The 19216-nt window shown below is 62.0% G+C and carries 17 protein-coding genes; all 17 read left to right on the forward strand.

Annotation, left to right across the window (positions count from 1 at the left end):
- The first annotated feature begins 133 nt into the window (after nt 1-133).
- The 17 genes from BN4346_RS40305 to BN4346_RS40370 all read left to right on the forward strand — a co-directional run bounded on the left by BN4346_RS40305 (nt 134) and on the right by BN4346_RS40370 (nt 19216).
- Entirely contained in the window at nt 134-2965 is a 2832-nt protein-coding gene (locus BN4346_RS40305) for a DNA methyltransferase (protein ID WP_067974879.1), read from the forward strand.
- Nucleotides 2966-3099: 134 nt separating this feature from the next.
- Complete coding sequence (locus BN4346_RS40310) at nt 3100-4011, forward strand: hypothetical protein (RefSeq protein WP_067974881.1); 912 nt, start codon at nt 3100-3102, stop codon at nt 4009-4011.
- Between the two features lie 1595 nt (nt 4012-5606).
- Complete coding sequence (locus BN4346_RS47790) at nt 5607-5756, forward strand: hypothetical protein (protein ID WP_154677632.1); 150 nt, start codon at nt 5607-5609, stop codon at nt 5754-5756.
- A 6-nt stretch (nt 5757-5762) separates the two neighbouring features.
- Nucleotides 5763-7715, forward strand: coding sequence for a DNA polymerase (locus tag BN4346_RS40315; RefSeq protein ID WP_167666231.1), 1953 nt, complete (start codon nt 5763-5765; stop codon nt 7713-7715).
- Nucleotides 7697-8458, forward strand: coding sequence for a bifunctional DNA primase/polymerase (locus tag BN4346_RS40320; RefSeq protein ID WP_067974886.1), 762 nt, complete (start codon nt 7697-7699; stop codon nt 8456-8458). Before BN4346_RS40315 ends, BN4346_RS40320 begins: the two co-directional genes overlap by 19 nt.
- Before the next feature lie 96 nt (nt 8459-8554).
- Nucleotides 8555-9954, forward strand: a protein-coding gene (locus BN4346_RS40325; protein ID WP_407695145.1) for an IS3 family transposase whose coding sequence is annotated in 2 segments (ribosomal slippage) — nt 8555-8896 and nt 8899-9954 — 1398 coding nt in all. Because the reading frame shifts where the segments join, the coding sequence is not laid out codon by codon here.
- A gap of 126 nt (nt 9955-10080) precedes the next feature.
- Entirely contained in the window at nt 10081-12021 is a 1941-nt protein-coding gene (locus BN4346_RS47795) for a hypothetical protein (RefSeq protein WP_154677633.1), read from the forward strand.
- A gap of 253 nt (nt 12022-12274) precedes the next feature.
- On the forward strand, nt 12275-12508 hold the full coding sequence (locus tag BN4346_RS40335) for a hypothetical protein (RefSeq protein WP_067974898.1): 234 nt from the start codon (nt 12275-12277) through the stop codon (nt 12506-12508).
- A 1-nt stretch (nt 12509) separates the two neighbouring features.
- Complete coding sequence (locus BN4346_RS47800) at nt 12510-12863, forward strand: hypothetical protein (protein WP_154677634.1); 354 nt, start codon at nt 12510-12512, stop codon at nt 12861-12863.
- On the forward strand, nt 12860-13945 hold the full coding sequence (locus tag BN4346_RS40340; RefSeq protein WP_154677635.1) for a hypothetical protein: 1086 nt from the start codon (nt 12860-12862) through the stop codon (nt 13943-13945). The genes BN4346_RS47800 and BN4346_RS40340 overlap by 4 nt, the downstream gene beginning before the upstream one ends.
- A 506-nt stretch (nt 13946-14451) precedes the next feature.
- Nucleotides 14452-14688, forward strand: coding sequence for a hypothetical protein (locus tag BN4346_RS47805; RefSeq protein WP_154677636.1), 237 nt, complete (start codon nt 14452-14454; stop codon nt 14686-14688).
- Entirely contained in the window at nt 14685-15479 is a 795-nt protein-coding gene (locus BN4346_RS40345; RefSeq protein WP_096867564.1) for a hypothetical protein, read from the forward strand. Before BN4346_RS47805 ends, BN4346_RS40345 begins: the two co-directional genes overlap by 4 nt.
- Complete coding sequence (locus BN4346_RS40350) at nt 15479-15814, forward strand: hypothetical protein (RefSeq protein ID WP_154677637.1); 336 nt, start codon at nt 15479-15481, stop codon at nt 15812-15814. Before BN4346_RS40345 ends, BN4346_RS40350 begins: the two co-directional genes overlap by 1 nt.
- Nucleotides 15802-16320 (forward strand): ATP synthase subunit B family protein, encoded by a 519-nt coding sequence (locus BN4346_RS47810; RefSeq protein ID WP_154677638.1) that lies wholly within the window; start codon nt 15802-15804, stop codon nt 16318-16320. The genes BN4346_RS40350 and BN4346_RS47810 overlap by 13 nt, the downstream gene beginning before the upstream one ends.
- Before the next feature lie 27 nt (nt 16321-16347).
- Nucleotides 16348-18126, forward strand: a complete 1779-nt coding sequence (locus BN4346_RS40360) for a P-loop NTPase family protein (protein WP_067974914.1) — start codon at nt 16348-16350, stop codon at nt 18124-18126.
- 23 nt (nt 18127-18149) lie between these two features.
- On the forward strand, nt 18150-18839 hold the full coding sequence (locus BN4346_RS40365) for a hypothetical protein (RefSeq protein WP_154677639.1): 690 nt from the start codon (nt 18150-18152) through the stop codon (nt 18837-18839).
- Complete coding sequence (locus BN4346_RS40370) at nt 18836-19216, forward strand: hypothetical protein (protein ID WP_067974919.1); 381 nt, start codon at nt 18836-18838, stop codon at nt 19214-19216. The genes BN4346_RS40365 and BN4346_RS40370 overlap by 4 nt, the downstream gene beginning before the upstream one ends.

The following is a 19216-nucleotide window of genomic DNA, read 5'->3' on the forward strand; positions in this document are numbered from 1 at the left end:
GCAATGGGGCGGAGACGGCAGAACGGATGTGTCGCTGGGTGTGGGGACACCGAATCCTTATATTGAATTCGGGCAGTTCCGCGCCGTGAATCTCTGACGGCGCGGTCGGGACTCACCAGGAGGACGTCTGAGGGTGGCTACCCAGGACTTGATTTCGCGAGGCACCTTCCGTGACCGTCTCAACAGTTTCTCGTTGCACTGGCGGGAGATGATTGACGGCTGGGACAACAGTCAACGCGGGCGCTCCGAATCGTCCCACGCACAGACGTTCTGGTCTGAGCTGCTGCGCTGCTTCGACATCATCCCCGAGCGAATCAACCTGTTCGAGAAGGACGCCGTGCGTGCCTCCACGGGGCGAGCAGGCAGCATCGACGTGTTCCAGTCGGGTGTGTTCCTCGGCGAGGCGAAGTCGATAGGCAAAGACCTCGACGTCGCTTACGAGCAGGCATTGGACTACTTGAGCGGTGGGAGCATCGGACAGCACGAATACCCCAAGTTCGTCATCGTCACCGACTTCGAGCGTGTGCGAGTCGTCCAGCAGGGTGGTGCGCAGTTCGACAGAACGATTCCCTTGGGCGAACTCGCCGACCACGTTGACCAACTGATTTTCCTTGCGGGGCGAGAGGTGGTCACCCCGCAGGAGGAGAAGGACGCATCGGTCGACGCCGCCCGTGTTATGGCGCGCCTGTACGAAGCCATGACCGACACCAGCGCCGACGACCCGGTGGGAGATGACGCCGCTGAGGAGCACGGACAAGAAGACGCGCGAGTCGAACAGGTGTCGGTCTTCCTGACTCGAATCTTGTTCCTGCTGTACGGGGATGATGCTGGTTTATGGCGTGAAGACTTGTTCTATGAGTTCGTCCTGAACTACACGTCCAGTGATGGCAGCGACCTCGGACCCAAGCTGCGTGCGCTCTTCGACACACTCAACACACCAGTCGCCCAGCGCAGCAAGCACCTTCCGGACATGATTGCCCAGTTCCCGCATGTGAACGGCAGCCTGTTCAACGAGTACAACCTCCCCGAATACTTCGACGCAGCGATGCGCGAGGCGCTGCTCAATGCTTGCCGATTCCGCTGGACCCGCATCAGCCCCGCCGTGTTCGGGTCCATGTTTCAGTTGGTGAAGTCCAAAGAAGCCCGACACCACACCGGCGAGCACTACACCTCCGAGACGAACATCCTCAAGACCATCGGTCCGCTGTTTCTCGATGGACTGCGTAGAGAGGCGGAGCGGCTGATCCGTAACCAATCCACCACCCTCACCGAGCTGCGACAGTTCCGCGACAGCCTCGCCACTCACACGTTCCTTGACCCTGCGTGCGGGTGCGGCAACTTCCTAGTCGTCGCCTACCGCGAGCTGCGTCGCATCGAGACGAGCATCATCGTTGAGTTGCGGAAACGTCAAGGGCAGCACGGGCTGTCCCTGGACGCGACGTTGGAAACCAAGCTCACCATCGGGCAGTTCCACGGCATCGAGATTCACTGGTGGCCGGCGAAGATTGCAGAGACCGCGATGTTCCTCGTGGATCATCACGCCAACCGTGAACTCGCCGCCGCCATCGGGCAAGCGCCTAATCGGCTCCCCATCGCAATCACCGCGCACATCCACCACACCAATGCTTTGCGTACCGATTGGACGACCGCTATTCCTGCGGCGGCCGGGAACACCTTCGTGTTCGGGAACCCACCGTTCCTCGGTGCGCGGGTTATGAGCGAGTCCCAGAAAGACGATCTACGGCAGGTGTGGTCCGCAAACGCCGTCGGGAATCTCGATTACGTCACCGGGTGGCATGCCAAGACACTTGTCTTCATGGAAGACCGCACAGGAGACTTCGCTTTCGTCGCGACCAACTCCATCAGCCAGGGGCAGGGCGTCCCCGTCCTGTTCCGCAGGATTTTCGAGGCCGGGTGGCGCATCAAGTTCGCGCACCGCACCTTCGCCTGGGACTCCGAAGCTCCAGGCAAGGCAGCGGTGCACTGTGTGATCGTTGGGTTCACCCGTGATCGCGGGGACAAAGCGCGCCTGTTCGATTACGCGGATGTGCACGCCGAGCCAGCGGAGGTGATCGTCAAGCAGCAAATCAACGCCTACCTCGTCGACGGACCGTCCGTGCTCGTCGAAGCTCGCCGTTCACCCCTCGCCGATATACCCGCAGTCGATTTCGGAAGTATGCCCAACGATGACAGAAACCTGCTGGTGAAAGCGGAGCAGTACGCCGACGTGGCATCCGATGCCGTCGCCGCGAAGTACCTGCGGACATTCAAGGGCGCAAAGGAACTGGTGCAGGGGCGAGAGCGGTGGTGCCTGTGGATGGAGGACTTGGCACCGGGCGACGTAGCCAAGTCCGAGGAGTTGCGCGGACGCATCGAGGCAACCCGACAGCATCGGTTGACGAGCACCCGCGCGGCGACACGCGAACTGGCGGCGACCCCGCAACTGTTCGCTGAGCGGAGGCAGCCGACCACCGCGTACCTGTGCATCCCACGCCACGGAAGCGAAGACCGACGGTATTTCCCGGCTGCGAGATTCGGACCCGAGGTCATCGCTGGAGACTCGACTTTCACCGCGCCCGACCCGGACGGGTTGCTGTTCGGGCTCCTCTCGTCCGCCATGTTTCTCGCGTGGCAGTTGGCTGTCGGGGGACGTATCAAAAACGACCCACGGTTCTCGGGCACCCTCAGTTGGAACACCTTTCCGGTGCCCGCGCTGAACGGGACAACCAGAGAGCGAATCATCGGTGCGGGCAAGGCAGTCCAGATTGCGCGAGACCTACACCCCAAGCGCAGTCTGAGCGACCACTACGCGCCGAACTCGATGACTCCAGAGCTGGTGAAGGCACACACCGACTTGGACCGCGAGGTCGACAAGGCTTTCGGCGCGTCGAAGCGACTTCGCACCGAGGCTCAGCGGTTGGAGCTGTTGTTCCGGAGCTACCTCGACCTGACGCGTGCGGGGTGACGAAGCCGCGCCGTTCGCTGAGCCCTACGCGAAACTATGGGGTACGCCGTGGGATGACTCGCATTTCGACTGAGTGCGCCGGTGGTCGGCGTTGCAGTGCCATCAAGCGTTGACGCGCCCATAGGATCGTCCGCGTGGAATACGCAGACGAGTTGTACGCGGAGCGGCTGCGACGTAAAGCTCAGGCGGCGGCGTTGGCGGCTGATGAGGTGCGGTGGACGGATCAACTTACCGATGACGTGCGAGTCAAGCTCGGTGCCGTCTGGGATGACGTGCTCAACGACACCTCGTTACGTAACCGCACAGATGCGCTTTCACGTGAAATCGGTCGCCGGACACTGCGATCCATCGCGGTCTCCTTACGTCCCCGCACCATGCGACCAGGTGATCACGAGGTGACGAGCGAACAGCTCCTTTCACTCATCGAAGCCGAGCACGAAGTTTTGAAGCGACTCGCTACCGATGCGTTTAATGGAGTGTCGGTCAACACGAGCCCATCGTGGTTCGAGGAAATAACCCGTGCACCCGAGACCTTCCGCAGGGAAGTCAACCGAATCCTGGAAGCACATCTCGTGGGCTTGTGCCTCCACGACAACAGCCGCCTCGTGGAGATTGCGTCCCACGAGATGCACAACGCGGTGGTCGCGCCGACGCTGTACCTGCTGCACAGCCAGCCGCGCTTTGCCGCCGCCGAGAAGGCGTACCAGAAGGCATTGCACGAGTTGCGAAAGGGTGATCCTGGGGATGCGATCACCGACGCGAGCACCGCGTTGCAGGACATGTTGAAGGCGCAGGGTTGCACGGGCAACGCCCTCGGAGACCTGCTGAAGTCGGCTCGGAAGACTGGGCTGATCAAGGGGATGGACACCCCTCTCACGGAGAGTATCGAACGAGCCGTTGCCTGGGTTGCTACGCAGCGCAACAACGGGGAGGCGCACCAGGGCGACCCCGACATCGCGCCGAGCGACGCCTGGGCGGTGGTACACATCGTTGGCGCGCTGATGATTCGCTTGTCCGACTCCCCCGGCGGTGATGGGGCGGACTGAGCCGTCTCCGTCCTGAATTGAACGTTCCACAATAGAAAGCTCTCGCTACCTGCAACGATGACGAACAGCCCGAGGCGTGGGGTGTGCAGGCGGGGATGGGCTGGCGGAGGCGAGACCGAGGATAACGACACAAACGCGCAGGTCAGGGCGCATTTTCACGGCTGGTGGACCCGTCCAGTCCCATCAGGATATGCGAGTGGTGCTAATGTCCAGCAAACGATTCTTGCTGTAGGCGGTGGCGCGTTTCGCTGTAGGCGACCACCTACGGGGTCTGACCTGCGGAAACAGTCGATTATTGAGGGTGTAGGTGGTTTTGACCGCCTACACCCCGCCCTCCCGAAGGCTTCCGGCAAGACCCCGAAAACAGCCCCAAAACACGACTCCCCGAAATCCATATTCCCTGATAGGGATATGTAATAAGCACAACTAACTATTGCTACGTAATCATAAGAGGGAAATCGGGTCGGGCGGTGGGTCGCCTACACCGCCTACACCACCTACACCGCCTACACCCAGCAATCCAGCTAACTCGACCGACCACTGTTGCGGCTCCCCTGACCCCCGCCCTGCCCCGCCGCGTACGCGAACCTCAAGGGGTCGACGCTGCGCTGACCGTCGTCGTCGTCACGACCCACGCCGTGTTCTGTCGCCTCGCCCGCTCCGGTGGCTCCCAGAAGCCCGTGAACCCAGAATCGGACACTTCCTCCGTCCGGCGACTTCTGAGGGCTCAGCGAGGCAGTCAGGGCGCGTTTAGGCGACACCCTTGCCCTCAGAGCCACTCATGACCCCTCCATGTCGCCATGAGCGCCCGAATCCGCCCCACCCCTTCGCACAGCCGCCATTCCTACCCATACCAACCTCAACCGCTGCCAACGGACCTGTTGCCGACCCACCCACCGCACGGGAATCGCACACTCGAACATCTGACGAATCTACAGGTCACAAGCCGCTTTTATTACGGAAGGTTCAGTACACACGTCGCCCGCTGCTTGTTACCACCCATCACTTATCCATGTGGACCATTCCCGACATGTCATCCGCGACACGCCCGGGCGCATCAAAACCCGTCCAAAGAAATTTTGACCAATTTCGAGCCGTCGCCATTGTTTGCCGTATACCCTCCCTGTTCAATATCACTGACCTGGGAATCCATTGTTTGAGCCCGTAGCGGGATTGTTTGCGAGTCTCTGACCTGCGCTAACGCGGCATTAACAGGTCGATTCTAGGCACCCACAAAACTTTCCAAATCTGGTATACCGTGTTCTTCATGCGAACCAACGACCGCAGGAGACTGCACCCCTTAGAGCTAGAGACAACGGGCTCCACAGCGGCGCGGAAGGGCATTTCCGACCGTGCCGTCCAAGCAGCAATTAAAGCGGGACGACTTCCCGTGTACACCGCCGCAGCGCCGAATGGTGGAGTCACGTATCTCGTACGTCCCGAAGACGCCGACAAATTATGGGCTCCCCGTGCAGAACTGCCCGGGCTACCCGAGTTGATTCCCGCGTAGAAAAAAGCAAAAACCCCACGGCGGGCACCGTGAGGTTTTCGAAGTCCACATTCGAGCCGTCCAAAGCAACGAAGGAGACAGCCATATGTTAACACCGACCAAGCGTGGCAAGCTCACATCCCGCGTCGAATACTGCGCCGAGTGCGACAAGCCGTTCACCTCGCTGAAGAGCACGTCCGAGCGCACCGCCTGGTGCTCCGACGAGTGCTACGAGCGCACCCTGGGACGGTGGTGACTGGTGTTGAGCGTCATCACCGAAGCCGAGCAGCCAACGAAGCGGCTCAACGCCACCGAGCGTGATGAAATCGACTTCGCTGCGCGGGTCTACGACAAAGACACCCCGGTTCCGCCCGCATGGGACGGTACGCAGGTGTTCCACGGAATCGCCGTTACCGCAGGACGGGATCACGTCCGCGCCGCTGCCGACGACCTCCTACGGTGTGGTGGAGGAATTGCGTGCGACATCGAAACATCAGGTGTCAGCGCCGCGCTCCGACACCAGATCAAGGTGGTGGTATTCGGTATCGCTGACCGCGTCATCGCCCTCGACCCGCGCGACCCGATGCAGCGGCAGGAAATCGTTCGGCTCATCGCCGAAGCTCCGTCGCTGTTCTTCCATAATGCTGGGTTCGACGTCCCACTGCTCACCGCGGCCGGTTTGATGCAACCCAATCACGTCGAAAAAGTCTTCGACACGATCCTGATGGACCGCCTCGCCGAGCCTGCCAAACTCGCCAAGCACGACCTCGCGTCCGTGGTGAAGCGGGTGCTCGGTTTCGAGACCGGCGACATCACTTCGGCGTTCAAAGCCGCCGGATACAGGACCAAGGGAGCGGGATTCCTCTACTCCGACATCGACTCACCGCTGTATTTGTCGAGCGCGGCGTTAGACGCCGCGATGACTGCCCGTATCGCGCCGATCCTCTGGGAAGCCGCTATCACGCGGATGACCACAGGGCACCCGTTTTCATCGGTCAGCCTCGACCGCGCCGGAGCCGAATATGTCCTGCACCGCGAGCACGTCGTACAACGCGTGATGCTGTACACCTCAGTGCGGGGGTATGCCCTCGACGAGGACGCCTACACCGCCTACGTGGATAGCACTGAGGCTCAACTTCACGCCGCACGTCAAACCCTCGAACACGCGGGACTGCGCCCGGGCGTAGGTGGCGACCTGGTTACCCGTCTCGACGCCGACGGAGTTCTCCCAGCCGACTGGACCCGAACCAAGACCGGGAAGTTGTCGGCGACCAAGGCGGACTGGCTGAAGCCCTCCATCGCAGTGCATCCACTGGTCGTCGCCCACACCGCTGTCGCCGAAATCGAGAAGATGCGACGGGACTACCTGGACAAGATGCTCGACTTCGCGGCGTTCACCGGGCGCGTCCATCCGCAGGTGACCGTACTTGCCGCCGTCACCGGACGTATGAGTGCGGGAAGCCCACCGGTTCAGCAGTTCCCCGCCGATGCGCGGACGATGATCCTAGCCGACGACCCGAACGGATGGGTGTCCATTGACTACTCCGCTGTGGAGCCGATGGTGTCGGCATATTCGAGCGGGCAGTTCGATCTCGCCGCGCAGATCATGCACGGCGGTGACGCCTACCTGCCCGTCGCCGCGATGGCTGGTCTGCCGCAGAACAAGGACGGGCGTACGCAAGCCAAGGGCGTGTTCCTCGGTCTGCTGTATGGGTACGGCAAGGACTCCCTCGCCGCCAAGCTCGGCATGTCGGTGGAGGATTCCCAAGCCCTCAAGGCTCGCGTGTCAGGCAACATCCCCGCTATCAGTGCGTGGATGGACACCCTGCGGAACGCCGCGAACCGTACCGGGATGACTATCACCGCAGCGGGTCGCATCGCACAAGTGGACCGCGACCCCGAGGGCTGGAAGTGGAAGGGCTACCAGGCTCAAAATTACTTTCACCAGGGCAGCGCGTATGACCTACTCAGCGACGCTATCTACGAGATCCACCGTCAGGGTATGGCAAGCGAGATTCGCTTCGCGATCCACGACGAGCTGGTGGTGACCGCCGCCGCCGCCGAACAGGTGCAGCAGATCATGCGTACCACCGCACCGAGCCTTGAGCGGTTCCTCGCATCGACCGCCGAAGCACGCCACAACTACTTCGGGACAACCGCTTTCGAGTTCCCGATTGACGCCAACGAACTCCCCACATGCTGGAAGAAGGTCTGATCGAAATGCTTGGTGGACGCACACCCTACGACCTCATCGCAGCCCGTCCGGCTGGCGACTTCACCAACCTCAAGCAGTACGTTGAGGCATTGGGCAAGGCCGGAATCCCACTGGTCTTTCTGGCACCGGGTACCAAGGACCAGCCCATCGACCTCCGCACCCCCTCGGACATGAAAGCGGACAACCTCGTAGCGCAGGAAGCCGCGAAAGCAGCGGGCAACCCCCGCTGGGCGGAAGTGAAGACCAACGCAGGGATCAAGATTGCCACTGCCGACCCGAAGCGACTGGGCAAGTACGTAACCGCCGCCGCCAAGCGTTATCCCGACCAACAACCCAATATCGCCATGCTGGTGCAGAACCTACTCGTCGCGGACTGCGATTGGGCAGAAGGTGTCGAGACGTTCCGGTCCGCCTTCATGTCTGCGACGGGCGAAGACATCTCGCCGACCGTACTAACGCCTGGGGTGTATAAGGCCGGCGAGTGGAAGCACTACGGCGGCGGGCATTTCTACTTCACACTCCCTGACGGCTGGACGATGCCTGAACACATCGACCGCAGCGTGGAGATGTGGGAGGGCAACGCCAAGACCTCGCTGTTCATCGCGAGCCAGTACGTACTTATCCCTCCAAGTGTGCGTCCCGAGGGTCCGTATCAGTGGGTCGGTGAAGTTCGCACCGCGCCTCCTGCACTGCTGCAACTCATTGAACAACGTGCCGCCGCCCTGCGTGTCAGGGTGAGTTGAGTCCAACGGTTCATAGCAATCCGCTTGCAGGGCGAGATACGGATCAACTCGAAGATGACGATTTCCAGCCTGGCGACCGCCGGGGAGAATGCGGCCATGGAATCCAGTGGCCCTCGTGCCGACGGCCCGCAACGGCGGCGCTCGTTCAGTCCCGCCGACAAGCTCGCGCACCTGGCTGCCTACGAGCAGGCCTGCACCACCAACGATGGCGGTGCTTACCTGCGTCGTGAGGGCCTGTACTCCTCGCTGATCAGCGAGTGGCGCAAGCAACGCGACGCTGGCGTCCTTGAGGGCAAGCCGGCCGGGGCGAAGGTCGGCAAGCTGACGGCCGAGCAGGCCGAGATCGCCCGGCTCAAGCGGGAACTCGCTCAAACCAGCAAACGGTTGGCCACCAACGAGGTTGCCTTGGAGATCATGGGAAAAGCACACGCGCTCTTGGAAAGCATCTCCGAGAGCGCGGAGCAGCTCGACAAGCCGACCAAGCCCTGATGGACGCCTGGACCGACCTGCGCGGCCATGGGATCACCACCCGCAAGGCGGCGGCGTTGACCGGCATGCACCGCTCGACCGCGATCCGCCGCGCCAAACCCGTGCCGCCGCGTGATCCGGTGATGCGGGCGCCGGTCAACAAGCTCACGCCGGCTGAATGCGCACGAGTCCTCGCCGAGCTCAACAGTGCCCGGTTCGTTGATGCCGCCCCGATGCAGGTGTGGGCCACCCTGCTCGATGAGGGCACCTACCTGTGCTCAATGTCGACCATGTACCGACTGTTGGACGCCAATAACCAGATCAAGGAACGGCGCCGCCTGGCTCGGCACCGCAAGGCGGTCTGCCCGGAACTGGTGGCGACCGCACCGCGGCAGGTCTACTCGTGGGACATCACCAAACTGCGGGGCCCGGTCAAAGCGGTCTACTACGACGCCTACGTGATGATCGACATCTACTCGCGCTACATCGTCGGGGTGCACGTGCACGCCCGCGAATGCGGGGTGCTGGCCAAGGAGATGCTGCAGCAGATCTTCGCCCCCTACGGCATCCCACAAGTCGTGCACGCTGATCGGGGCACCTCAATGACCAGCAAATCCGTGACGAGCCTGCTCGATGATCTGGGCGTGACCCGCTCGCATTCACGACCGAAGGTCTCCAACGACAACCCCTACAGCGAATCCTGGTTCAAGACACTCAAATACGCGCCGACGTTCCCGGAGCGCTTCGAATCCATCCATCACGCAAGAGATTTCATGGGCACGTTCGTCAACTGGTACAACCACGAACACCACCACAGTGGCATCGGCCTGCACACCCCCGCTGACGTGTTCTACGGCCTGGCGGCCGCCAAGGACACCCAGCGCCGCGTCGTGCTCGCCGGCGCCCGAGCACGCCACCCGCACCGGTTCGGCCGCGACACCGCACCCAAGATCATCGACCTACCCCAGGCCGCCGCGATCAACCCACCAAAACCTGCCGAACAGGAGGACCAGACGGCAGCCGCCTAACACCCACTGGACTCAAACACCTTGACAAATTCCGCCGAAGTCGCACAAGCACAGGCGGATAGAGCAGCGAAAGCAGCTCTACGGTCTGCCACCGGCCCGAGTGCTATCGACGGATGGGCTGCCGACGTGGGTTGGGACGAGTTGTTGGAGCCCGACGGCTGGTACTTCACGGGGTCGCGCACCGCGTGTGGTTGCCCGGAGGTGACAGCACCGGGAGTCCACGCGTCTCCGAAGTCGGCAACCGCTCATGAGCCCGGTTGTCGTGAGACTGACACCAGTTCAGGTCATGGACCGCTGCATATCTGGACCGACAACCCTCCCACCGAAATCGCCGCCTACACCAAGGCAACCGGCGCAACAACCATGACCAAGTTGCAGTACGTCGCATGGACGCGTCACGGCGGAGACGATGCCTCCGCAGTTCGGGAACTGAACATCGGCGGTGGTGGTACGGGATTCTCGTCCGCCGACGAACTGCTCGAAGCGGCCGGTATCTCCGATGCTCCGATTGTCGTCCCCGCACCCACTCCAACGGCTCCGTCGGCTCCGTCGGCTCCGACGACAACTCCGCCCCATAACCCCACAATGGAACTCCCCGAAGTGTTCAAGCGGGAAGGGTTTGACCCCTACGACACGAACATCTACCCAAAGGGTTTTCCGAACGACCCCGACCTGCTTCGGAGAGTCTTTGACCATTGCGACACCTGCCGCGCGATATTCCACTCCGCTCGCGGTCTTCGCCCACGGTCTGCACCGCCGATGGCAGTTCTACACCGCGAGCTGCTCCGTCGAGGAATGCGGGCACCGGTCAGCCTCCGCCTGTGGGAGTCCACGCCGATCTCCACATACGTCGACATCGTCGGACGGTCAGGGACAGGCAAGACGTTGGCAGCCATGCCGGACGCATCCCCATGGAAAGTGGTGGAGGCTCCACAGTGGCTTGCAGACCGTGCCGCCAAGAATCTCGAAACCGACGAAGATGCGGCGCAGGAAGCCGCCGAAGCTGCCGACGAGAAGTCTACGGACACTGCTATGTTCGGCACTTCAGGCACACCCACCTCGCCGGTGCTAATCCCTTTCAATTTCGACCAGACCATCAGCCTTGGTTCCGGACAAGTGTTGTCCGACAGCCTCATCGTGAAGTCTGGAAAGGGCAAGAACCAGTACACGGAAATGGTGGCGCACCCAGCGTTGATGTTGGACGAGGACGAGCTGGGGACGATGCTCAACGCCGCCAAGGGTGATTCAGCAACCATCATCCCGACCCTCAACGCGGCGTGGGCCGGACGGACAATCGGCAATAAAACGCGCACCTACGGGGACAACCGCACCGTTGGCCCGTACAACGTATTCTCATGGGGCGGACTACAGCCACGGTTGGCACATAATTTGTTGTGCCACGACGATAGTGGCTATCTCCAGCGCGGCGTCTTCAGCTCGACAGCCGATACGTACTATCTCGTCGGCGAGCCGAAGCTGCCTATCCCCCAGGTGATTCCCAGTGGAGCAATGCCACACATCACCGAACAGTCTCGGTTCACCTGCGACCAGGTTGTGTTGGACTACATCGACGCCGCGAACGTGCAGACGTATTTCGACCACCTCGCCGACCCGGACGACGAAAAGAAGTCCCACACGACCCAGGTTCGCGTCCGCATCGCCTGCCTCGGCGCGCTGCTGCACGGCACGCTGCACATCTCATCTGACATATGGGATTGGACTGCCGGAATCATGGAGCACTCGGATCGTTCGTTCGCGTGGCTGATGGCGGAGGTCAACGGAAACGTGACGGTAGGAAACATCAAGACCGGCGTCGAGCGCGCCACCGTTGCTGCCGCCCAGGATGCCCACACCGCCGAGCAGGTCAACGACGTCGCCACCGTGGCTCTGTCGCTGATTGCCAGTGCAGGAGGGGAAGGCATCACCGCCGGGAAGATTCGGAGCAACCTCGCAGCGGGTAAACGTCCATGGATGGACAAAGCCATTGCACACCTGGTCAAGGAGAAGCTGATCTACCTGGACGGGACTCGCTACAAGCGCCCGATCATCACGCACGGGGTGGCGTAACCTCCCCACCCGTCAAAACGGGGAGCTTCCTATCGGGAAGTTCCCCGTTTTCATGCGACACGCCCGGACTCCTCCAAAACACGACAGGTTTAATTCCCGCACCATGCACCCGCATTAACCTCGAACAATAGAACAGCTGCTAATGCCATATATACATATGCGCAGGTCAGGCATCATTCCTCATCGCCCAAAGTCACCATTCCTCGGTAATATCGTCATCAACGGTTAAACGTCCAAAAGAAATGGAGCAACCGTGTACGACGAAATCATCGAGAAGTTTGAATCGGCTGCGCCACCTGTCGCGACTGTGCGCTGGATCGGCGACTTTTTCAGGATCACACCCAACGCAGTGATTCACGCCATTCACGCGGGCAGGCTCCCTGCCGAGCCGATCACCGACGCCGACGGCAAGGTGCTCGGCTACAACGTCAAACCCAAGGACGCATTGCTGCTCTGGGGTCACCGCCTACACAAACGAGGTGCCTGAGATGACCGCCCCCACCGTCACCCGACTCACCCGACTCACCCCCACCGAGCACACCGCCGTGCAGATCATCCGCTCACTCGAACTCAACGGGCCGGCGAACTGGCGCACCATTCGGGATTGTTACGTGGGGAGCACTCACCGCGCCGCCATGCCCGACGCCATGCGCCGCCTGATCGACGGTGGACACGTCATCTCTCGCGTCGTGCCCGACCGCAAATATCACCTCGTCGTCTTCGAACGCGGGACTGGACTCCCCGACGGGATCGACCCGGAGGTGCCTGAGGCGCGACGTCAGGGTGGGTGGAGACGGAGACGGAAATTGGCGCCGACGCCAGCCGCCAGGAGCAGACGATGACACTCCTCGACGACCGCCCGATCAACGGGCGAGTACCCGTCACGTCCCATCCGACGGCTTTGCCGCGTCAGACCTGGACGGCACAATCGACGGCAGCGGAGTTTGCTGGAACATACGAGAGGAGTTCGCCAGTGACGAAGAAATCGAAGCCGCCAGTAATGGCAGTGTCGCGCGGCAACCGCCTGCTCGGCACCTCTTTCTGGCTGCTGCTGATGACCGTGTTCGTCGCGGTGAGCGTCGTCGGCAACGTCGTGCACGCGGATGCGGTGGCGAGCGATGAGTACCGGTCCATCGCGCGCTGGATTGCGGGCGGACTCCCCGTCGCGCTGCTGGCGATGGTGGAAGGCGTCGGGATTGGAACCCGTGGCGGAGCCTCCGGTCGGGCACGAACAGTCAGCCTCGGAATTACCGTCGTCCTCGCCGGGATCGTTTTCGCCGCTAGCTACTGGGGGTTGCTTTTCGTCTGTCAACGGACGGGGTTGTTTCACGGGCTGTCGTACGCCGTGGCTGGCGTTCCCGACCTGATGATGCTCGCCGCGACCATTCACCTGGTCTCGATGCGCAGCTCCGACACCACCACGGAGACGTCTACGGAGTCCTCGTGGAGCCGCCTGCGAGAAGCCGCAGTCGGAAACTTGGAGACCCGTTTGACGACTTCGAAGCCCTCCACAAGTAACTCCACGTCATCCTCCGCAGAGCCCTCGTGGACGCCCAACGGAGGCTCGATTTCGACCTCGGTGGAGCCTCCACGGGTAACTCCGCCGCCCTCCACAGCGCCCGCACCGTCCTCCGTGACGCCGACCCCCACGGAGTCGAAGCCCTCCGTGACCGAGCCGATGAGTCAAGCCGTGGAGGCTTTCCTCCCCATTGGCGAGTGGATGGTCGTGGAGGAAGTTGTGGCTCGGAAGACCGCAGCAGAACTCGCAGCGATCGTTGAAGGAATCGCGCGCGGGCTGAGCGACAACGCGATCAAGACATCGGGTTTGGGCTCGGCATCGACAGCAGAGAAGGTCAGGGCTGCTTGGAACCGCTACCAGCGGCTGCACGGGGAACGCCCTCACCTGGTCACTGCCAGCGGCTGACCACTCTCCCGATAAAGGGCTCCCACACTCCTCGTGGGAGCCCTTTTTCGCGCCTACCCAACATCCGAATTCCCCGATCCCGAAACGGGTACGGGAGGCGACGAAATCCCGCCCTCGATTCGAGCCGCTGACTTTCTCTGGAAACTAGCTCTGACCACTGCGTTTAAGTGCTCCCGGAAGACCTCGCGGACGGGTACGGACTCGGGTACGGGAGTGGGTACGGAGGTTGATACGTGGGTTGATACGTGGGTTGGTACGGCACCTGGTACGGACTCGGGTACGAGATTGGCGTCTCTGCTGGTCACCGGTCATTTTCGATTCGGGTCATGGCGGGTCTGAATTGTTCGCAAACGGCGAGTAATTGGGAATACACCCTGGTCTAGAAGGAATGGCTAGATGCGAATGGATGATTTCCCACAAAGTTGCATTTCTATGCTACCCTCTCCTTAAGCGAAACCCCCTTCGGTGGTTTCTTTAGCCCTTACCGCCGCCCGATTGGAGGCGAAATGCCTGCTCTAGCCACTCTCCCCGCCGCTGCTTCTACGGATATCGACGGTGAATTCAACGTGGAGGAATTCGCACGCGGGGAGTTCTACAGCGACGATTTCGGGCTGGTCACCGCTCCGCCTCCGCTCACCATCGCCGCTGCCCTCGCCGCGACCACCGTCGCTGTCACCGCCCTGATGGGGTTCGCAGTTGGCGAGATCGCCGGCCGGTACGCAGCGCGAGGTGGTGCCCGATGACCTACCCGACGAACGGCGCATCCTCCGCGCCTCCGCAGATGCCTGAGCCACAGCCTGGACGCGCCTCTATGAACCGCACTCCGCGACTCTCCACGTCCATCGGGCTCGCCGCAGTCGCCGCCATGTGCGCCCTCGGCATCCCCGCCGTGGACGCCGCCGCGCCGCATCCGCAGAGCCACATCGAGACGGGACTGACCACAACGACTGTCCCGACCACAACGCTCTCACCGACGACGGTCGTCGAGACACGGCGGTTCGAGCCAGACCCCACGATGGTGGACCTCTGCGCCGCCGACGTGATGCAGAAACACCGCGTGAGCCTCGACTCCGCGCAGCAGTGGTGCTTGAGCCGCGCAGGCGAGCGAACCCGCACCGTCACGGTGGAGACCCGCGTGCCTGTCCCAACCACGACCGAGATCGTGAATCCGCACGACATCGTGATTCCCGCTCCACCGCGTCCCGCGTGGGTTCGCACGGCGACGTTCGGACTTGGTGGGCTTGCCCTGGCGGCACTCCTCGGAGCCCTCGCCGCGTTCGGGCGATACCGCCGAGAGCGCCCCGTGCACAGCATCAACTCCACTACGCCCAGCACCGCCGACCGTCTCCGTGACCTGTTCTCGCAGCCTCGCGCCGACAGGGACGTGCCGCCCTCTGGTGGCAATTTCGACGCAGTGCAGGACTACCCCGAAACAGCTCCGTCCGCTAACGCCCAGCCAATTGCTGACACGGCTCAGAACGGCGCTTCGGAGTTTGCTGGCGGTTCCGCCGACGACGACGGATGGGGACTCTGATGGATAAGGAGCACGCCGCCGTTCGTCTCGCTTATGCCGCCACTGGCGGAGTTGTCGCGAGCTTCGCTCTGTCGTTCGTCAGCGAGGAACTCGCACTCGGGTTCTTCGTCCTGGCGGTCCTCGTCGGTGGTGCAGGCATTGTGGTGGCTTTGTCCATCGCCCGCGACAGCCGTGTCGATGTCGATGAGGCGCACACCGTCCCTATGCCGCCGATCCCCTACGACCATCAGCCCCTCGCCTACGTCCCGCCTCCGCCTCCCGCAGCGACGGTTGCAGTGGAGCCGCACACCGACCCTGTGTCCGTTGAGCCGACCGACGACGGATGGGGGTTGTGATGCTGCCTCGACGCTGGCAAAACGCCGACTGGACGAAAATTGCTATCTGGGCTGGGATCGGGATTCCTATAGCTCTAGTCATCATCGGCTCACTACCTGAATTGTTCGAAGAGACAGGTGCAGCCGACACCGTTCGTGGAGCTGGACGGGGCGCTGGCGGCGCTGCACGTGGTGCAGGTAGCTACGCGCATGACGCGGGAAGTTCCGCCGGAGCAATGTTCGAGAATGTCGTGGCGTTCGGGATCATCGCTGCCATCGCGGCTTTCGGGATATGGATTCTGGTCAAGGTCATGCGTCTGTTCGGCGGCGGCAAACGTGGTAGCACACGGGGCGGAAGCAACGCACTCCGCAATGCCCAGCGCGAGGAATACCAAGCCATCGCCAACGCACGCAACGAGGTGCAGCACCAGGTTGCGCAAGCCCGCGCCGAAGCCACGAGGCGACGCGATCAGGCAGTGCGTTCGGCACAAGTCCAGGTAGCCGCAGAACAAGATAAGTGGGTCTGACATGACGCCACGGGAGAGGGGACTGTGATGGCAAGGCGGGGACAAAACTTCACGCCGGACTACCACACCCGTCGGCAGCACCAGCGCGAAGACCACCTCTGGAAAGCCGACATGCAGGCGATGCAGCAAGCGGACAAAATCCGTTACGGCATCGCTGACAAGGTCCACGCCGAGCGCGAGCGCGGGCGGAAAGCCGTCGAAGACACCGCCAAGACAATTGACCGCGAAGCCGCCGAATCGGTCAAGCGCATTCTCTCCACACCAATCACGCAGTGGACTGGTGGTGCTCGTGGCACGGTAACCGTCAACTATCGGGGAACGCCGATGATTCGTCTCGATGACGGTCGGGTCTCTCGAATCGACGGTTGTGACCCCGAGGTTTTCGAACAGATGAAACGCGATTACCGCAAACTCCCGAGTCTGACCCACAACCCGAAGTCGGCGAAGTTTTTCAGCAAGTGCGGACTGACCATCGACGAGACCTACCCCGACACGGTGAGCGGAGAATACGGACCGGTAGATCGAAAGATCACTGTGAAAGATGTCCCGAGTTTGGTTTCCGCTGACATCACTGGCGCGGGACTGGAATTGACGTTCAAGCACCGCCCCGGCGACTCGGCGAAGGCATGGCTCTCCAAGCTGGATGTCCTCCGGGCGGGGTTCAAAGCATCGGGAATCGACGCGCACAACCTCGAAATCCGTGAAACCTCCGACGGTGCCGTGAAATTGGTCTTCAACGACAAAGACCCCTTCGACGGGTTGAGTCAAATCACCCACGTCTTCGATGCAGACAAGGGGCGGTCTCTGCTGGGTATCACCTCCGACGGCGAGCCCGCATGGATCACGTGGAATGGCAGCTCCGGAATGGTTATTGGCGGAGTGCCTGGTAGCGGTAAGACTGCCAGCATGCTGCCGGTGTTCGCAGCCATGGCTGGGCAAGCAGACCTTTTCGTCTTCGACGGCAAGAGCGGGTTCGACCTCGACCCGCTGCGTCACATCGCCGTGGTGTACGACCGCAGCGGCGACATCGAAGCGCCACTGGGCACCCTGCGCGACTTGGAGTCTCTGCGGGTGTCGCGCACGGAGCAGATGTACCAGTCCACGGGAATATCGAACTTCTGGAACATCCCACTGGCACAGCGGAAATCGGCGGGACTCAAGCCCGTGTTCATCGTGCTGGACGAGGTGCAGACCTGGCTCGACACCTCGGGAATGTCCAAGGAGGAGAAAGCCACCAGCTCGGAGATTCAGCGCCTCGTGCGGACGCTCATCCAAAAGGGACGCAGCGCGGGCATAGTCACGATTCTGACTACGCAGAAACCAGATGCGACAAGCATTCCCACGGTCATCCGCGACAACGCAGCGCTGAAGTTGTGCTTCCGTGTCAGCACGCCAGAGCAGGCGACCACCGTCATCGGCACGCAGGCACCTGGTGCTCCGAGCCCGACGTCAATCCCGATGTCATCTAAAGGACGCGCGGTGATGGAGACCGAGGGCAAGGGCATCACGATGTTGCAGGCTGGCTACGTCTCCCCTGCCACGCTGGAGGGACAACTCTCCGAGTTCGCAAAGGCGCACCCGATTCATCACACGGAGCCGACTCCTGTCACGAAACCCACACCGGCGAAACCCACACCTCCGAAGCGCACCACGACGGACACCACGACGGACGACGCAGCGCGTAAAGAAGCTGTACGCAAGAAGGCAATCGAGATGGGATTGCTCCCCGCCGACGACCCCGCCACCGCTGAGAACAAGCCGCCGACCACCGACGGTTACAACCCTGACGCAGCGAGCGACCTATGACGCGGGCAGTGTGGGCGGTTGACGTGACCACGTCGATGGTGAGCCTCGCAAGGGTTGTCGAAGGTGATCTGAAACCCGTCACGGGAATGATCGCGACCGAGACAGCGACGAAGGCACACTCGCCGTTCACCACCTGGCATCGCGCAACGACGACCGCCGAAAAGGTGATTGAGAAGCTCACTGCCAACGGGACTCCCACGCTGGTGGTGCTGGCAAAGCAGCGGTGGGCGGACATGGCGAAAGACCCGTCCGCTCAACGCCGCTTGCAGATTTACACCTTGATTGAGGAACGCTTGCATCGTCGTGGCATTCCGGTTGCGGAGTTCCCCTACCCCACCGCCTTGGCGTGGATGGTCGGTTACACGCCGCGCAACGTCAATGGCGCAGCAGTGACGACCCAGCTTTCAAACGCGGTGACAGCGGAGTGGGGCATCACGTGCCCGACGTACTCGAAAAACGGACAGACCTTCCCCTACCCCATGCGTATCTGGGTAGCCTCTCTCGCTGCCATCGGTGCCATGGCGTTGGGCATCGAGACCACCATGGAGGTCACTGAGCCACGGCTGGAAATTATTGGTGGAGTGAAGAACCAGGCTGTGCAGTGGCCGGGAAACTTGATCATGCCTCGCACTCTGGCGGGGTGGAAAAAACGGAACGCCGATCAATCAGTGTGCTGGAATGGTGACACCGACACCGACGACGGAGCAGCATGAACACCGCCTACATCGTCGAAAATCCCCACAACATCAACACCGCCATCACCCTCTGCCAACGGCACGAAGCGGAAGGCATCGTGACTGATGTTTTCCCCGCGTGGTCAGGAGTTGCCGCAGCAGGTGCAATAGCCCTCGTCGAGGGTTCGGTACAACTCACCGCTGCCAAAACGGGTATGCAATTGATCGTCACCGGTTACGCCCCCGAAGACCCGATCCCCTCCGCCCGCAGCGCCATCGAGACCGTGCTATCCAAAGGGGCACAACGTAATATCCACGTCACCCTGCTCATCGACTCCGCCTCCGCCATCCCCGAGGAATGGCGTGACCGGCTCCAAGTCATCGACCCCGCCGCCCTCTCAGCGTTAGGACTGTGA

Origin of the sequence: Mycolicibacter icosiumassiliensis (genome assembly GCF_900078685.2) — a bacterium.
Taxonomy (GTDB): Bacteria; Actinomycetota; Actinomycetes; order Mycobacteriales; family Mycobacteriaceae; genus Mycobacterium; species Mycobacterium icosiumassiliensis.